The sequence below is a fragment of the Pseudomonas sp. PSB18 genome (assembly GCF_014596565.1).
Lineage (GTDB): Bacteria > Pseudomonadota > Gammaproteobacteria > Pseudomonadales > Pseudomonadaceae > Aquipseudomonas.
Genome location: NZ_NOIN01000007.1, coordinates 292,910 through 308,846, shown reverse-complemented (window position 1 = coordinate 308,846; position 15,937 = coordinate 292,910). Strand labels below are relative to the sequence as shown.

The window sequence follows — 15,937 nt, the reverse complement described above, 5'->3', positions numbered from 1 at the left end:
CAGGCCGAAACCGAGCAACAGCTTCTGTCCCACCGAACAGTCGGCAAGCAGCCGGGCAGTTTTCTTCAGCATTGTTCTTATCCTTATGTCTGAAGCAGATCGATAGCACCGGAGAGTGCAAGCGCTGAATCGCCCCGTCAGCCCTCCTCGACCGCCTGCATCACGCCGCAGGCCTCAGGCTTTTTTGCGAACAACCTCTGCGGCAGCAGGAAGTAAGCCAATGCCGGCAACAGGATCAAGGCGCCGAGCATGTTCACCAGGAACATGAACGCCAACAGGATGCCCATGTCGGCCTGGAACTTGATCGGTGACCAGGCCCAGGTCGCCACGGCGATGGCCAGGGTGATGCCGGTCAGCAGTACCACCTTGCCGGTGAACAGCAACGCGCGGTAATACGCCTCGGACAGCGAGGCACCGGCCCGCATGTGCGCCAGGATGATGCTCAGCACGTAGAGCGCGTAGTCGACACCGATGCCTACACCGAGAGCGATCACTGGCAAGGTGGCCACCTTGACGCCCATGCCGAGGCCGACCATCAACGCCTCGCACAGAATCGAGGTGAGTATCAGCGGCAGCACCGCGGCCAGTACCGCGCGCCAGGAGCGAAAGGTCACCCAGCACAGCAGGATCACCGCGCCGTAGACCCAGAACAGCATCTCGTGCATGGCCTTTTTCACCACGATATTGGTCGCCGCCTCGATTCCGGCGCTGCCGGCGGCCAGCATGAACTTCACTTCCGGCAGTTTCTGTTGGGCAATGAACGCTTCGCTGGTCTGCACCACCCGCTGCAGGGTGTCGGCCTTGTGGTCGGCCAGGTACACGTAGAGCGAAAGCAGCGAGCAGCCCTGGTTGAAGAGCTCGCGAGGGGCCCGGGTCTGCACGGCGCCGAGGGCACCGTCGTTGGGAATCAACTCGTACCACTTGAAGTTGCCCTCGTTGTACCCGGCGGCGGCGACCTTACTCATGGCGGCCATGGAGTTGGTGGACTCCACGCCTGGCAACTGCTCCAGTTGCCAGGCCAGCGAATCGACCGCGGCCAGGGTCGGATAGCGGGTGCACTGGTCCTCCGGGGTTTTCACCATGACCACGAAAATGTCCGAACTGGCTGCGTAGTTCTGCGTCATGAACGCCGCATCGCGGTTGTAGCGTGAGTCTGGACGCAGCTCCGGGGCACCGGGATCCAGATCGCCGATTTTCAGGTGCAGACTGACGGCGAAACCACCAGCCGCCAGGGCCAGGCCGACCAGGCAGGCGGCAATGGCCCAGGAGCGCCGGGTAAACAGGTCAAGAAAGCTCCACAGCGGGTGCTTGACGTTCGCGGTCAACTCGGCGGTTTCCGCGCGCAAGCTACGAGCAGCAGCCTGGGTACCGACGCCGATGTAACTGAGCAGGATCGGCAGCAGGATCAGGTTGGTGAAGATCAGCACCGCCACGCCAACGCTGGCGGTGATCGCCAGGTCCTGGATCACCTGGATCTTGATCACGATCAGCACGGCGAAACCCACTGCATCGCAGAGCAGCGCGGTCATGCCGGCGGCGAACAGGCGGCGGAAGGTGTAGCGTGCGGCGACGACCCGGTGCGTGCCTCGGCCGATGTCCTGCATGATGCCGTTCATTTTCTGCGCGCCGTGGCTCATGCCGATGGCGAATACCAGGAACGGTACCAGCGCCGAGTACGGGTCCAGATCGTAGCCGAGGGTGGCGAGCAGGCCGATCTGCCAGAGCACCGCCACCAGGGAACAGAGCACCACCAATGCCGTGCTGCGCGCACAGCGGGTGTACCAATAGAGCACCGCCACGGTCACCAGTACGGCGACCGCGAAGAACAGCATGACTTGTCCCAGGCCGGCGATCAGGTCACCGATGATCTTGGTGAAGCCGGTGATGTGGATCTGGATGCGCTCGTTCTGATACTTGTCGCGCAAGGCTTCCAGTTGCCGTGAAAACTCACCGGCGTCCAGCGCCTTGCCGGTGGCCGGGTTGATTTCCAGCAGTGGCACGAAGATCACGCTGGACTGGAAGTTGCCGGCCACCAATTGACCGATCTCACCGGAGCGAGCGACATTGGTCCGTACCTCATCCAGACTGGCCGGCGAGCCGTCATAGCTGTCCGGAATCACCGTACCGCCATCCAGGCCGTCTTCGGTCACCGCGGTCCAGCGCGTGGTCGGCGTCCACAAGGACTTCATGTAGGGTTTGTCGACACCTGGCAGCAGGTAGATCTCGTCGTTGAGCTTGGCGAGGGTGTCGAGGTAATCCGTGTCGAAAATGCTGCCGTCCTTGACCGCCACGGCGACGCGGATCGAATTGCCGAGCCCGCTCAGTTCGCTGCGCTGTTCGAGGAAGTTGGCGACGTAGGGATGCGACGTCGGGATGGTCTTCTCGAAACTGGCGTTGAGACCGATCTTGCTGGCCTGGTAACCCAATACCAGGGTGACCAGCAGACAGAGCAGCATGACCCAGGGCCGGTGATTGAAGATCGCCCGCTCGCCCAGGTTACCGGAGCGCGGATCGAAATCCTCCAGGCGGGCCATCACCACTTGTTGTTCGAGGGAGGAATTATGGTCGTTCACATCGGACTCCGAATACGGCCGCATGGGCTGTGCAAATAGCGCTCAGGCAAGGTTTTCAACGTTGCGCCGAGGAAAGGGCTTGATCGAGACGGGTCAGCCCGCTCAGGCCGACGCAAATCAGGCTGCCATCCGGGGCGGCTACCAGACCGGCGATCGAGGTGCCGGCCGGACCGGAAAGGTGCCGCAAGCGGCTTCCTCGGCCAGAGCTGAGCAGCAGGTCACCGGCCTGGCTGGCCAGGACCAGCGCGCCATCGTTCAATTGAGTGCCGGCGGACAAGGCCACTTCCAGGCCGGTGTCGATACGCCGCCAACTGCTGCCCTGATCGCCCGACCAAAAGGCGTTGCCCCGCAGACCAAAGGCCACCAACTCGCCGCCGGCACTGCTTTGCAGGCCAAAAAAACTGCCGTCATAGGGTGATTCGAGCGCCTGGAAACGGCCGCCGTTGTCTTTGGAACGTAGCAATAAACCTCGCTCGCCCACGATGAACAGTTCGCCACCCATCGCACGAATGCCATACAGGTTGAGCCCGTCGGGGTTATCCACCTGCTGCATCCAGGGTTTCCAGGTCCCGCCACCATCCACGGTATGCAGGATCAGGCCGTAGGCGCCGACCACATAGCCGTTGCGACGGTCGCTGAAGTACAGATCGAGAAACGGCTTGTCCGGCCCATCCGCGACCAGTCGCTCGGCGTCCTCCACATGCCTGGCGTCGCCGCCCTGTTGCGCCGCAACCAGCGCCAACTGCGCCGCCGCGACGCCATCGAGCTGCTTGACCCAGGTTTCGCCGCCGTCGGTGCTGTGCAGCACCACGCCCATATGGCCGACGGCCCAGCCTTGCTCGTCATCGACGAACTGCACCGCCGTCAGGCTGACACTGACCGGCACCCGGGCCTGGCGCCAATGCTTGCCGGAATCGTCGGAGAGCAGAACGATACCGCGTTCGCCGACCGCCACCAGCCGTTCGCCTGCGCGAGTCACCGCCAGCAACGCGGCGTGCGTGGCCTTGGCGCTCTGCAGTGCCGCCTGGTCGAGCAACGCAATTCGGGGGCTGGCCGTTGCCCAGCCCGACATCAGCAAGAACGTCAGCGCCAGGATTGCCGACAACGCCCGCCCGAGTGAAAAGTTACCGTTCATATCCCGCTCCAACTACCACTCAAGGGTTATCCAAACGCAACGCGCCGATGCCGGGGCCCCGGCGCGTAGGGCAATGACTCAACGCGAACTGTCGTTGGCCATGGCGTCAGGCGTGAAGAACGAAGATGGCGGACGCGGGTAGCTCTGGTACTGGACATCCAGATCGTTGGCCGCGGAGTTCAGGAAGTAGGCACCGGTCTCCAGGTTGTAGCTGCCCCACGACATCTGCGCGGTGAGCGCTGGCATTTCCGGGGCCAGCAGGGTCAGCGAGTAGTTGGTGCGACCCAATTTGCCCTGGGCGTCGTAACCGTCCACCAGCAGCACTTGCCAGGAGTCCTCGTCGACGTAATAGGTGCGTTTTGGCACCACGTGACGCTTACCGTCCTTGAGCGTGGCGTTCACCACCCAGACCCGGTGTTTCTCCCAGCGCACCAGATCCGGGTTGAGGAAGTTCGGCTTGACCAGATCGTCGCTCTTCGCGGCGGCCGCACGGTTGTTGTTGTAGGGCACCAGCAACTCTTTCTTGCCCACCAGCTTGAGGTCGTGACGGTCGGTCGGACCGAAGACCATGAAGGCCTCGTCGAAGAAACCCACCCCCGAGGTGACGAAGTCCGGCGTGTCATAGGCAATGTTCGGTGCACGCCGCACCCGACGCTGGCCGACCAGGTATTGCCAGGCGGCGCGCTTGCCCGGGTCCATGTCCCAGTGGGTCATCAGGCCCTCGCCGGCCTTGGACGATGGCAGCTCCGTGGCCAGCTTGCCGACCAGGAACTTGCCCGCGAAGGTTTCGAGGCTGCCTTCCTTGAAGTAGTAAGGGTCCTGGTACCAGAAACGTGCCCGGGTGGCCTGGATCTTTTTGCCGCCGGCGGTCATCAGCCAGGTATCGAAAGGTGAATAGAAGGTGTCGGCACCCTGCCAGGACAGGCGGTAGTTCCACAACACTTCGGCGCCGTTCTGTGGCAACGGGAACGGAATCCCGCCATAGGCGCCACTGACTTTTTCCGAGTCCACTTCCAGAGTGGCGCGGGTAGCGTTTTTCAGGGTGTTGTCATATACCCATTGCGGCGCGGCCGCGCTGCGGTGAGTCGGATAGACGTCCAGGCGATACCCCGGGTATTTCTGCAACAAGGCTTTGGTGCCGTCGGACAGCTGGTCGGCGTATTGCGCCATATTGGCCGCGCTGACCGAGTACAGCGGCTTGTCGGCGGCAAATGGATCGGCACGCTTGTCGCCGTTCTTGTAGCCCGCTGGCACTGTCGTATAGCCCCCGGTCCACGCCGGAATGCTGCCGTCCTTGTTGCCCGCCCGCTCGGCGCCCATGGGGGTGAGGTCAGTATTGAGCCGTGCGGCCTGATCGGGGGAAACCGCTGCCTGAACCGCGCCGGCACTCAGCAAGGCAATGGCCAGGGCCGACATACGCAAGGAAAATTGGCTTTGCATAGGGGATGAAACCTCTTATTAGAATGTGGTTTTCACGTACATGGAGACGAAGTCACGGTCGGCCAGCGATTGCGCATAGCTGAAGTTGCCCGCCTCGTTCAGCCCTGCCGCAGCCTTGCCGAAGAAATTCACGTAGTTGATGCCGAAGTCCCAGCGCTGCAGATAAGTGGCCTTGAGCCCTACGCTCCAGTCACCGGCGTGGGAGTTGCCGAAACCGCCCTTGCTGACGGCCGAGGAGCGCCCGTCGAGGCCCACCCCGAAACCCACCGGTACGCTCAGGTCGAGGCCGTCGGCCACCTGGAAGTAAGTCGGTTCGGCCAGTACCCGCAGCGCAGTGGCATCCCGGGTGGTGTTGGGGTCCAATGCTCCCGGGTTGTCAGTCACGCTGAGGGTGCGGTTCCAGGCCAGTTCGGCCAGTACCGAGCCACCGTCCCACAGCGCGCCGGGCGACAGCAGATAGATCGTCGACAGGTTCACGTGCGCGGTCTTGCCTTTGGCGTAGAGCGCATCACCGTTGTTGTCCGCCGCAGTGCCTGGTGTCACCACCTGCAGGTTGCTCACCAGTGGCGCATTCCAGCGCACCGAGGTTTCGCCAGCGAAGTTGAACGGGCCATAAGCCGTGGAGAAGCTGGCGCCGACGGTCTTGATGTCTTCGGCGTAGACCTGGCGATAGGAACTGAGGATCGGCAGTCCAGTGGCGGCGGCCGCCGCACCATCCAGATAGGCGTACAGCGCACTCGGCGTCTTGTCGTGATACTGGGCGGCGTAGAAACCCAGTTCCAATTCGGTGCCTTCGGGCTTGAAGCGCAGTTGCATGCCGCCCTGCCCCGAGTTCCTGGCCTCGATATCGGAAGCATGGACGGTGGTGTTGCCAAACACCTCGGTCCAGTCCCCTGCCCCTTTGCCGATGCCATCGTTCTCGCTCAGGTAGCTGCCCGCTCCGGGCACGTTGGAACGCTCCCATTCGAACTGGTAATAGGCCCCGACAGACAACTGCGGGTTGATCTGCAACTGGCCGGACACCTGGTTGACCGGGCGCAGGATTTCCTTGAATTGGGTCCCCGGTACGCTGAGCAACTTGACGACGTCGGTTGGCCCTTGGGCGGCGGCGATGCCGTTGCTGCCGTAGAACAGGCTCTCGCCATAGATCAGGCTATGGCGGCCCAGGCGCACGGTGCCTTGGCTCGCGTCACCGACATCACCGCGCAGAAACACGAAGGCGTCCAGCACCTCGGCGTCGCGCCCGTGCAGTTCACGGGTATCGCTGAGGAAATGCGGGTTCGCGCTGTCGTCGGTGTCCTTGTTATAGATATCGTCGTACCAGGCCGCGCCGCTGAGACGCAGGCCGTAGTTTTCCCGACTCAGGTCCATCTCACTGAACAGGTCCAGCCGGTTGGAGACCAGGCCACGGCTGAAGTTCTTGTCGCCCTGGCCCTGGATCGAAGGGTACAAGCCGCCCGCCGTGGAGGCGTTGGTCAGGTGGTCGTCGGCACCCTGCAGGCGCCAGGCCTGGCTGTACTTGATGGTGTTGTCCCAGCGCAGGCGCCAGTCACTGTCGCCCAGATCGATCTGTGCGGCCTGAGCCTGTGAGGCCAAGCCGGCGAGGCACACCGAGAGTGCCAAGGTGGAACGCTTGAAGCCCGGGTAGCATCGAGTGTTGTGCATGGTGTTCCTCATTGTTCTTGTTGTTTGGAAACGTGTTGTCTGGAAAACGACCGGCAATGAGCTGCCCGCAACCGAGCAGGCAGTGGTTCCTCGTTCAGATGTAGGTGGACGCCAGGCCGCCATCGACGGGCAGGTTGACGCCATTGATCCAGCGGGATTCGTCTGCACTCAGGAAGGCGATGGCAGCCGCTACCTCATCGGCATAGGCCGGACGCTTCATGCGATGAGCATCGGCCTCGACCCGTTCCTGGCCGAGCATGCTGACGAAATCCCCCAGGATGGGCGTGAACACCGGGCCCGGCGCCACGCTGTTCATGCGCACCGAGGTCTGCAGGAACCAGGGCTGGGCCTGCACGTAGTTCCAGACGATCAGCGCTTCTTTGAAATACTGGTAGCAGCTCTCCTGGGGCACCGGGTGCTGGGCCAACCAGGCTTGTCCCTGGAAGAAGCTCTCCGTGCGGGCCAGGGCTTTGTGCAGCTCCAACCGCTGGGGCCACTGCGCGCCGAGGATCGAGGCCACGTTGACGATGCTGCCGCCGGCCCGGATCCGCGGCAGCGCCGTCGCGCAGAGGTGGCGCAGGCCGAGGTAGTTGACCTGGGCCACCAGCTGCGGATCGGCAGTCCCTGGCACCCCGGCAATGTTGCACAAACCGTCGATCTGTTCCGGCAACCGGCGCACGGCCGCATCAATGGCCTCGGGATGACTGAGATCGGCCTGGACAAAGTCATCCAGGCTCAGGTTGGGCTCGTTGCGATCCATGCCGATCACGACAGCCCCGTTGGCACGCAGGGTTCGGGCGGTCTCGGCGCCGATGCCCGAGGAAACCCCGGTCACGACAATCCTTTTGCTGGTCAGCTTCATACGGATTTCCCGGTTCGTGCTTGTACTGCCTCCCATGAGGGCGACAACCAAGTCATGTTGTTATTGCCGAACTAGTTAAGCTCGGTAACTAGTTGTAGCAAGCGATATGCCATCTCTCGATAACGACCGGGCGACCGCTCAAGCACGCGGCATACAGGCATTCTTGACGGATAACGGCGTGATGCAGGGGAAATCGAGGGTCGAAAAAAGTGATGATTTCAGCAATTTCATGCTGCACTATGCGGATTATGATTACTCATATTAAGGATTTCCGATGGCAGACAAGCTGATCTCTTTGGCCGAACTCTCCGGCGGAGTCCGAAAGAAACCCGTGCGCGGCGCCAGCGAGCAGTTGCCTCCCGGCACGGCCCCTACCCTGCAGGATCTGACCGAATGCCTGATGTTCAGCCCGGGCGACGGGCGCATCTGGCTCAACGGCGCACGCATGCTGTTGATGCACAGCAGCGGCGTCGGCGCGCTTCGGCGGGAGATGATTGAAAGCATGGGCCTGGCCCGTGCCCGTGGCATCCTGCTGCGCACCGGCTACCACTGCGGTGCCCGGGATGCGGCACTGATCAAGGAACGCTTCCCCGAGGCCGACTTCCTGGCGCTGTTTGCCGCCGGCCCGATCATCCATGCCATCGAAGGCGCAGTTAAAGTCGAGCCGGTGCATTTCGAATTCGACATGAACCTGGGCACCTATTACGGCGAATTCCTCTGGCACCACTCCAGCGAGGATGACGAGCACATCGCCCAGTTCGGCATCGGCACCGAGCCGGCGTGCTGGATGCAGACTGGCTATGCCACCGGATACACCTCGGCGATGGTCGGTCGATTGATCCTCTACCGCGAGGTCGAATGTCGCTCCACCGGTTCCAGCATCTGCCGGCTGATCGGTAAACCCGCAGAAGAATGGGACGATGCGGAAGAGGACCTGGCCGCCCTGAAAGCGGAACCTTTCGTCAGCAGCGGCGGGCGTAGCACGATTCCTCCCAGCCCTGGCGGCAAGGGTGTATTGCCGTCCACTCCGCAAGCCGATCCGCAAGCGACCCAGGACGGCGACATGGTCGGTATTTCCTCGGCCTTCAACGCTGCCTGCCACATGCTGCGCCGGGTCGCACCGACCCAGGCGACCGTGCTGTTCACCGGTGAATCCGGCGTCGGCAAGGAAATGTTCGCACGCATGCTGCACCGCATCAGCCCGCGACACGATGCACCTTTTGTCGCGATCAACTGCGCCGCCATTCCGGAAAACCTGATGGAGTCGGAGCTGTTTGGCGTCGAGCGCGGGGCCTTCACCGGGGCCACCCAATCCCGCGCCGGACGTTTCGAGCGCGCCGATGGCGGCACGCTGTTCCTCGACGAAATCGCCACCCTCAGTCTGGTCGCCCAAGGCAAATTGCTGCGAGCCCTGCAGGAAGGTGAGATCGAGCGGGTCGGCGGCAGCCGTACCTTGAAGGTCGATGTGCGGGTGGTCGCCGCGACCAACGTCGACCTGCGTGCCGCTGCCCAACGCGGCGAGTTTCGCGAAGACTTGTTCTTCCGCTTGAATGTCTTCCCGATCCACCTGCCGCCCCTGCGCGAACGCAAGGAAGACATCCCGTTGCTGATGACTCACTTCCTGCACCGCTTCACCCGCCATCATGGCCGGCAGATCAGCGGCTTCACCCCGCGCACGGCGGACACCCTGCTTGCCTATGACTTTCCGGGCAATATCCGCGAGCTGCAGAACCTGGTGGAGCGCGGCGTGATCAGTGCGCCGGATGGCGGGGCCATCGACCTGGCCCACCTGTTCACCAGTGGCGAACGCCTGGCCCAGCCGATGTTTTCCATTGGCAACCGGGGCCAATTGGCGGCAGCCCCCAATGACCCAGCCGCCCCTGCGCCGGTCGCGCCTGCCCCTGCCGGCAATGAAGCGATCCAGGCCTTGTTCGGCGGCAAGGACCTGAGTCGGATGTCGCTGCAGGAGATCGAGGAAACGATGATCGACCATTGCCTGGCCGAGGTGAAAGGCAATGTCTCCGAGGCCGCGCGTCGGCTTGGGCTGACCCGTGCTCAATTGTCTTATCGGCTGTCGCGGCGTTCGGGGGGAGATTAATGATCCATGGCGAGAGTATCTGTAGGAGCAAGGCTTGCCCGCGATGAAGTTAACGCGGTTTGTCCTGAAACCACGGCGCTTTCATCGCGGGCAAGCCTTGCTCCCACAGTTCTCTTGCCAAAGGCTCATCTCAACTCTATTCGTGCTGGATGAAGCAACGCCCAAACATCTCGAGGGCCACGTCGACCCGTTGACCGATCTGCTCGTCGGACCAACTCTGCTGGACTCCGAGGGTGAACAGCTTGAGCGGTTGCGAGATCAACAATGCATCGATCAGCTCGACCGCCGGCTCGACATCCCCACGTGCCAAAAGCCCCTTGCCCGCCGCCTTGTCCAACCAGCTGCGCAACAGCCCCAGGCATCGCTCGGCGCCCTCCTGGTACCAGATCCTGGCGATGTCCGGTGCCGTCTCGCGTCCTTGCGCGGCCATCAAGTAGAGCCCCAGCGCCAACGGCGACAAGGTCAGGCGTGCCCATAGGGTCAGGTACATGCGCAGTTCACTGAGCAGGTCCTCGGCGCAGTCGATACCGCTTTCCAACAACAGCTCAAGGGTCGACAGGTCCCGGGCCACCAACTGCGAAAGCAGCGCTTCCTTGCTCGTCACGAGCTGGTACAGGGTTTTCTTCGAGATGCCGGCGGCGCGGGCGATGGTGTCCATGGTGACGTTGGCGAAGTTGCCACTGCCGAGTATCTGTGCCGCCGCATCGAGCAACAGACTCATCTGCTCCTCGCGACTGCGCAACGGCGGCCGGCCGCGCCTGACGGCCTGTGGGGTGGTTTCAGGCATGACGGGCATCCTGGCTAGCGTTGATCAAACAAGCAACATAGTACCTTGTGGCGAGGGGATTTATCCCCGCTGGGCTGCGAAGCGGCCCCAAAGCAGACAACTCGGTGTGTCATGCTAATTGAGTCGGCTGCATTGGGTCTGCTTCGCAGCCCAGCGGGGATAAATCCCCTCGCCACAGGGGGCTCAGAGACTTCCGACCCTTGCGCCATCGACCTCTTCCACCACCCCCTCAAAAGCCCCGCGCAACGCATCCTCAATGAACTGCCATGCTTCATCCGCAGAAGCATCCGGCCCCAGGTGAGTGAACATATGATCGCAGCCTGGGAACATTCTCTCGTTCACCGCAACGCCGGCCTGGCGCAGTTTCTCCCCATAGGCCTGGCCTTCGGCGCGCAGGATATCGTACTCGGCGGTGATCAATGTGGCGGCTGGCAGGCCGCGTAATGCCTCGACCGGCGCCAGTAATGGCGAGACGAGGGGATCGTGGGCCTGGGCCGGGTCGCTCAGGTAACACTGGTTGAAGAAGCGCATCAGGCCCACGCCGAGCAGCGGTTTGTCGATGGGCGAGCGCTTCAGCTCAGGAGCCTGGGAGACGTCCAGCGCCGCATAGTCGATGACCTGGTGCACCACCCGGAGTCGCTGATGCCCCCGCGCCAGATTGGCCAGGCCCGCCGCCAGGTTGCCACCCGCGCTATGCCCGCCGACAGCGATGCGCTGTGGGTCGATACCCAGCGCCGCGCCCTGCCCGGCCAACCACTCCAGCACCTCGAAGCTCTGACGCAAACCTGCGGGAAAAGGATGCTCGGGCGCCAGGACATAATCCAGATTGACCACCAGGCACCCCAGGTTGTGGGCCAGACGGCGGCAATAGCTGTCGTCGTGCTCCGGCACCCCGGCGACGAATCCACCGCCATGCAGGTTCAGGTACACCGGGAGCGGTTCCCCAGGCGACGTATCGGGCCAGTAGAACAGCGCCCGCGCCGGCCCCCAGGCTGTCGGGATGTGCCGCTCGTCTACCGAGCGCAACGGATAGCGTGCCGCGTCGTAGACGAATTTGGCCTTCATGCGCTTGGCAAGGGCGCGCAGCAGCTTGGCCTTGAGCGTTTGCAGCAGGTTCATGATCAGACTCCCGGGTGGCTCAGTTGGCCGTCAGCAAGTGGTCGAGCAGGCCATGGATCATCGGGCCGTAGGGAGCACGCATCGCCAGGTTGGACTCACCGATGGCGCTTTGCACCACCACCGCCTTGGCATGGCTGAAGGTACGGAAACCATAGACGCCATGATAGGCCCCCATGCCTGAGTGACCGACCCCGCCAAAAGGCAGTGCCTCGAACAGCACATGGCTCATCACGTCGTTGATCACCACCCCGCCCGACGTCGTGCGTTCCAGCACCTGGTCGCGCTCACTCGCATCCTCGCCGAAATAATAGGCCGCCAACGGCCGAGGCTGCCCGTTGACGTAGTCGATGGCCGTGGCGAAGTCGCGATAGGTTTTGATCGGCAGCAGCGGACCGAAGATTTCCTCGCGCAGTACCTGCATTTCCTCACTGGGATCGAGCACCAGGGTTGGGGCGATCTTGCGGATCTCGCGGTCGCTCAGGTCTTCTTGCGCGGGGTTGATCTCCACTAGTCGCGCGCCTTTGGCCTCGGCATCGGCGAGGTAGCCCCGCAGACGGTCGAAATTGCGCGGGTTGATGATCGACGTGTAGTCGGCGTTGTCGCGCAGGGTCGGGTACATGGCACTGACGAAACCGATGGCCTCGCCGACGAAGTCCTCCAGCAACTCTTCCGGCAGCAGCAGATAGTCCGGGGCCAGGCAGATCTGCCCGGCGTTGAAGGTCTTCACCGTCAGGATCCGCTGCACCACGGTAGCCAGGTCGGCACTACGGGAAACCAGTACCGGAGACTTGCCACCCAGCTCCAACGTCACCGGCACCAGGTTGTCCGAGGCGGCACGCATGATGTGCCGGGCCACCGACGTCCCACCGGTAAAGATCAGGTGGTCGAAAGGCTGTGCACTGAACAGCGCCCCGACCTCGGCATCGCCCAGCACCGTGCAGAGCTCGCGTTCGTCGAAATAGCGGGCGATCAACTCGTCGATCAACGCCGAGGTACGCGGGGTCAGCTCCGAAGGTTTGAGCATGGCCCGGTTGCCGGCAGCAAGAATGCTCGCCAACGGTCCAAAGGCCAACACGATGGGAAAGTTCCATGGGCTGATCACCCCTACGACGCCCAACGGCTGGTAGTCGACCCGGGCTTCACAACCCGGAAACGGGGCCGGGTGCGTTTCTGACTGCATCCACTCGGCCAGGTGCTCGCGGCAATGCTTGAGACTTGCTACCGACCCGGCGATGTCGGACAGCAGGGTCTGTTCGCGACTGCGGTTGCCAAAGTCCGCGGACACCGCCGCGACGATGGCTTCACGGTTGTCCAGCAGCAGGGCAATCGCCCGATCCAGACGGTCACGGCGCAACGCCAGGCTTGCGGGCCCTTCGTCCAGGTGAGCCTGCTTCATGCGTGCGAGCGCGGTAGCGAGTTGTTCGGCGGGAGCCGCTGTAGCGTGGTGACCGAGAATACTCATGGCGTAGGTTCCTGCTGGTGGAATTGTTATTAGCCAGTACTAATACCGGGCGAGCAGGCACCTCTGCCGACTCGCAGGGTGGAGTATGACAAAAAACGAAACAAAGGAAACCCATAGGTTTCCTTATTTTCAGCAGTCGGATGGATGGCTTTATAGCCAGTAAATACTGGGATCAGACCAAAAAGAAGAGCATGTCGCGCAACGCCGAGATCGAGCGACACCGTTTTCTGAAACCCTGGGGCAGCGGCAAAAAACCGCAAGCCCATGAAAAAATTGATTATATTTTTTAACTTGTTTTCGGCGCCGTTCTTTTGAACAGCGCCTTGATGCGCGCCCTTTTTTACCAGAGCGCCATCGTATAGCTGACAATCAACCGGTTCTCATCCAGGTCATTGCCAAAGTTCGATCGCACCGAGGCGTTGCGCCATTTCAAGCCGAGGCCTTTCAATGTGCCGTCCTGCACGACATAGGCAATATCGGTGTTGCGTTCCCACTCCTTGCCCTCCCCCGGCGCGGCACGTTGCACGTTGTCCCCGGAAATGTAGCGGGTCATGAAGGTCAACCCGGGGACACCGAGCGCGGCAAAGTTGTAGTCATAGCGTGCTTGCCAGGAGCGTTCGTCGATGTTGGCGAAGTCGCCGATCTGGACGAAGTTGACCAGGTACGGATCGCTGCGGCTGATGTACGGGAAAGGATCGTCGCCACTCATGCGCTGGTAACCCAGGCCCACTGCATGTCCACCCAGACTGTAGGTAAACAGCGCGCCGAAGGCCTGGTTGTCGATGTTGCGGAAGTTGCCGTCCTCGGTGCTGCGAGAATAACGCACGTCGCTCTTGAGCGTTTGGCCGGCTCCCAGGTCCAGGGTGTGAACGAAGCCGAGGTAGTTCTGCTGGTAGATGTCCTGCAGCTTTCCATAACGGTACTGCGCTGTGAGGTTCGGCAGGAACTGATAGTCCGCACCGGCAAACTGGAACTTGTCACTGGTACCGCCGATGCGGTTGGCAGTCATATCCTGATAGTCGGTGGAGTCGACGACGTTGATTTGGGTGAACTGCCCTCCGGTCAGTTTCAAGCGATCGATTTCCTGCACGTTCAACAGCCCGCCCTTGAACGTCGCCGGCAACAGCCGCGTATCGTTGGAGCTCACCACCGGGTCCTTGATCTGCAGCGTCCCCACCTTGAGGGTGCTGTTGGACACGCGCACCTTGGCGGTCAGGCCCAGTTCGCCGTAGCGGTCTTGCGACCCTCCGGACAAATCCGCCGGCAACAGGTTGGTGCCCGCCGTACCACCACCCGAGTCCAGCTTGAAACCGGCCATGCCCAAGGCATCCAGGCCGAAGCCAACGGTGCCGGCGGTGTAGCCCGACTCCATCCGCAGCAGAAAGCCCTGGGCCCATTCCTCGGCTTTGTCCCGTGAACCTTCCTGGCGAAAGTCGCGGTTGAAGTAGAAGTTGCGTGCCTCCAGGCTGCCTTTGCTGTCGGCGATGAAGTCCGCCTGGGCGGCGGGCACGCCGATCAGGCTCAAGCCAAGCACCGTACCGATTGGGGCGTATATCCGTTGGGAGGATCTGAAATGCTGCATGCGTGCTCCTTTTATCGGCGCGAGCGAACCCTCTCGGGGGGCTCTGCGGCGCCTCGTTATTCTTGTGTGAAGACGTTGTCGTTGGGACACGGGCGCAGTGAGCTGCGTCGTCGGGATGGATTCTTCGCGCCACGCTCTGAAAGCGTCAAACGGGAAAAAAGCCCGGTCGGACATAAGAAAATTTGATGCCGGCCATGACCCGATCTGGAGTAACAATTGCAAACATAAGAACCACAAGCGCCAAGAGAGCCGTCATGAACCTCAAGTTCCTCGAAACCTTCGTCTGGGTTGCCCGCCTGCAGAGCTTCAGCCTGACCGCCGAAAAGATGTTCAGCACCCAGGCGGCGATTTCCGCCCGGATCGCCTCGCTGGAGGACGAGTTGGGCCTGCGCCTGTTCGTGCGGGATTCCCGGGGCGTATCGCTGACCCCCGAAGGCTTCAAGGTGCTCAACTATGCCGAGCAGATGCTCGAGGTCCAGCGTGCGCTGAAACAATCGCTGGACACCGGCACCGAGCAGCAAGGCCTGGTGCGCATTGGCGTGATGGATACGGTGATCCACACATGGCTGAGCCCCTTGATGTCGATGCTGATGCAGGCCTTTCCAGCGGTAGAAATCGAAATCACCGCCGACGCTGCACGCAATCTGTGCGACCAGTTGCAGAAGGGTTACCTGGACATCGCCTTCCAGACCGATCTGGTCCGCCACGAAAGTGTGCGCAACCTCGAATTGGGGCACTACCCCATGCACTGGATCGCCGCCAGTCAATCGATCTATGCCCGGCCCTATGCGTCGCTGGCCGAGATGGCGAGTGAGCGCATCATCACGTTCGTCAAGCAATCACGGCCGCATCAGGATGTACTCAACCTGCTGTATGCCCAGGGGATCAGCGCGCCACGGGTCAGTTGCGTCAACTCGGTGTCGGCCATGACGCGGTTGATTCGCGACGGTTTCGGTATTGGCGCCTTGCCCGCGGCGCTGGTGGCCAAGCCCTTGGCGAGTGGTGAACTGACCCAGTTGGAACCGGGTACTTCCCTGCCCCAGTTGAACGTCGTGGCGTCCTGGCGCGCGGGCGTGGGGCTGGAACTGATCGAGAGCATCGTCCAGATGAGCCGCCAGGTGGTGGGTCAATATGCCCTTGATGTCGGTCCGCAACGCATGGTGGCGGCGCCCGGCCTCAACGGCCCACTGGCTCTCGAATAACTTTTATTTGTC

Annotated in this window: 11 protein-coding genes; 2 read left to right on the top strand and 9 right to left on the bottom strand. The window is 62.2% G+C overall.

Going from position 1 to position 15,937, the window contains the following annotated elements:
- Positions 1 to 137: 137 nt before the first annotated feature.
- The 5 genes from CGA22_RS18550 to CGA22_RS18530 all read right to left on the bottom strand — a co-directional run bounded on the left by CGA22_RS18550 (position 138) and on the right by CGA22_RS18530 (position 7,675).
- A complete protein-coding gene (locus tag CGA22_RS18550; protein ID WP_041022827.1) occupies positions 138 to 2,534 on the bottom strand; it encodes an efflux RND transporter permease subunit in 2,397 nt (798 codons plus the stop codon).
- Between the two features lie 94 nt (positions 2,535 to 2,628).
- Complete coding sequence (locus CGA22_RS18545; protein ID WP_041022775.1) at positions 2,629 to 3,708, bottom strand: WD40/YVTN/BNR-like repeat-containing protein; 1,080 nt, start codon at positions 3,706 to 3,708, stop codon at positions 2,629 to 2,631.
- Positions 3,709 to 3,786: 78 nt separating this feature from the next.
- Positions 3,787 to 5,124, bottom strand: coding sequence for a DUF1329 domain-containing protein (locus CGA22_RS18540; protein WP_370444514.1), 1,338 nt, complete (start codon positions 5,122 to 5,124; stop codon positions 3,787 to 3,789).
- 42 nt (positions 5,125 to 5,166) lie between these two features.
- A complete protein-coding gene (locus CGA22_RS18535; protein ID WP_188258673.1) occupies positions 5,167 to 6,813 on the bottom strand; it encodes a DUF1302 domain-containing protein in 1,647 nt (548 codons plus the stop codon).
- Positions 6,814 to 6,907: 94 nt separating this feature from the next.
- The gene (locus CGA22_RS18530; RefSeq protein WP_041024430.1) at positions 6,908 to 7,675 is read right to left on the bottom strand and encodes a coniferyl-alcohol dehydrogenase; all 768 of its coding nucleotides are present in this window, start codon (positions 7,673 to 7,675) and stop codon (positions 6,908 to 6,910) included.
- A 274-nt stretch (positions 7,676 to 7,949) separates the two neighbouring features.
- Between CGA22_RS18530 and CGA22_RS18525 the strand changes: the two genes are divergently transcribed.
- Positions 7,950 to 9,773 carry a sigma-54-dependent Fis family transcriptional regulator gene (locus CGA22_RS18525; RefSeq protein WP_188258672.1) on the top strand — a complete coding sequence of 608 codons (1,824 nt, stop codon included), beginning with the start codon at positions 7,950 to 7,952 and terminating at the stop codon, positions 9,771 to 9,773.
- A gap of 136 nt (positions 9,774 to 9,909) precedes the next feature.
- Here the strand turns inward: CGA22_RS18525 and CGA22_RS18520 are convergent, their stop codons facing one another.
- From CGA22_RS18520 to CGA22_RS18505, 4 genes are all read right to left on the bottom strand, one after another.
- A complete protein-coding gene (locus CGA22_RS18520) occupies positions 9,910 to 10,560 on the bottom strand; it encodes a TetR/AcrR family transcriptional regulator (protein ID WP_041024429.1) in 651 nt (216 codons plus the stop codon).
- Between the two features lie 183 nt (positions 10,561 to 10,743).
- Complete coding sequence (locus CGA22_RS18515; protein WP_041024428.1) at positions 10,744 to 11,679, bottom strand: alpha/beta hydrolase; 936 nt, start codon at positions 11,677 to 11,679, stop codon at positions 10,744 to 10,746.
- Positions 11,680 to 11,698: 19 nt separating this feature from the next.
- Positions 11,699 to 13,141 carry a coniferyl aldehyde dehydrogenase gene (locus tag CGA22_RS18510; protein ID WP_041024427.1) on the bottom strand — a complete coding sequence of 481 codons (1,443 nt, stop codon included), beginning with the start codon at positions 13,139 to 13,141 and terminating at the stop codon, positions 11,699 to 11,701.
- Positions 13,142 to 13,481: 340 nt separating this feature from the next.
- Positions 13,482 to 14,723: an OprD family porin gene (locus tag CGA22_RS18505; RefSeq protein ID WP_041024426.1), complete on the bottom strand. Its 1,242-nt coding sequence runs from the start codon at positions 14,721 to 14,723 to the stop codon at positions 13,482 to 13,484.
- A 254-nt stretch (positions 14,724 to 14,977) separates the two neighbouring features.
- On the opposite strand from CGA22_RS18505, the gene CGA22_RS18500 reads away from it, so the two are divergent.
- On the top strand, positions 14,978 to 15,925 hold the full coding sequence (locus CGA22_RS18500) for a LysR family transcriptional regulator (protein ID WP_041024425.1): 948 nt from the start codon (positions 14,978 to 14,980) through the stop codon (positions 15,923 to 15,925).
- Positions 15,926 to 15,937: the final 12 nt, after the last annotated feature.

What these genes read in the sequence shown, in the direction of transcription:
- CGA22_RS18550 (WP_041022827.1), bottom strand. Translation starts at nt 2,534, where the DNA reads ATGGCCCGCCTGGAGGATTTCGATCCGCGCTCCGGTAACCTGGGCGAG.
- CGA22_RS18545 (WP_041022775.1), bottom strand. Translation starts at nt 3,708, where the DNA reads ATGAACGGTAACTTTTCACTCGGGCGGGCGTTGTCGGCAATCCTGGCG.
- CGA22_RS18540 (WP_370444514.1), bottom strand. Translation starts at nt 5,124, where the DNA reads ATGTCGGCCCTGGCCATTGCCTTGCTGAGTGCCGGCGCGGTTCAGGCA.
- CGA22_RS18535 (WP_188258673.1), bottom strand. Translation starts at nt 6,813, where the DNA reads ATGCACAACACTCGATGCTACCCGGGCTTCAAGCGTTCCACCTTGGCA.
- CGA22_RS18530 (WP_041024430.1), bottom strand. Translation starts at nt 7,675, where the DNA reads ATGAAGCTGACCAGCAAAAGGATTGTCGTGACCGGGGTTTCCTCGGGC.
- CGA22_RS18525 (WP_188258672.1), top strand. Translation starts at nt 7,950, where the DNA reads ATGGCAGACAAGCTGATCTCTTTGGCCGAACTCTCCGGCGGAGTCCGA.
- CGA22_RS18520 (WP_041024429.1), bottom strand. Translation starts at nt 10,560, where the DNA reads ATGCCTGAAACCACCCCACAGGCCGTCAGGCGCGGCCGGCCGCCGTTG.
- CGA22_RS18515 (WP_041024428.1), bottom strand. Translation starts at nt 11,679, where the DNA reads ATGAACCTGCTGCAAACGCTCAAGGCCAAGCTGCTGCGCGCCCTTGCC.
- CGA22_RS18510 (WP_041024427.1), bottom strand. Translation starts at nt 13,141, where the DNA reads ATGAGTATTCTCGGTCACCACGCTACAGCGGCTCCCGCCGAACAACTC.
- CGA22_RS18505 (WP_041024426.1), bottom strand. Translation starts at nt 14,723, where the DNA reads ATGCAGCATTTCAGATCCTCCCAACGGATATACGCCCCAATCGGTACG.
- CGA22_RS18500 (WP_041024425.1), top strand. Translation starts at nt 14,978, where the DNA reads ATGAACCTCAAGTTCCTCGAAACCTTCGTCTGGGTTGCCCGCCTGCAG.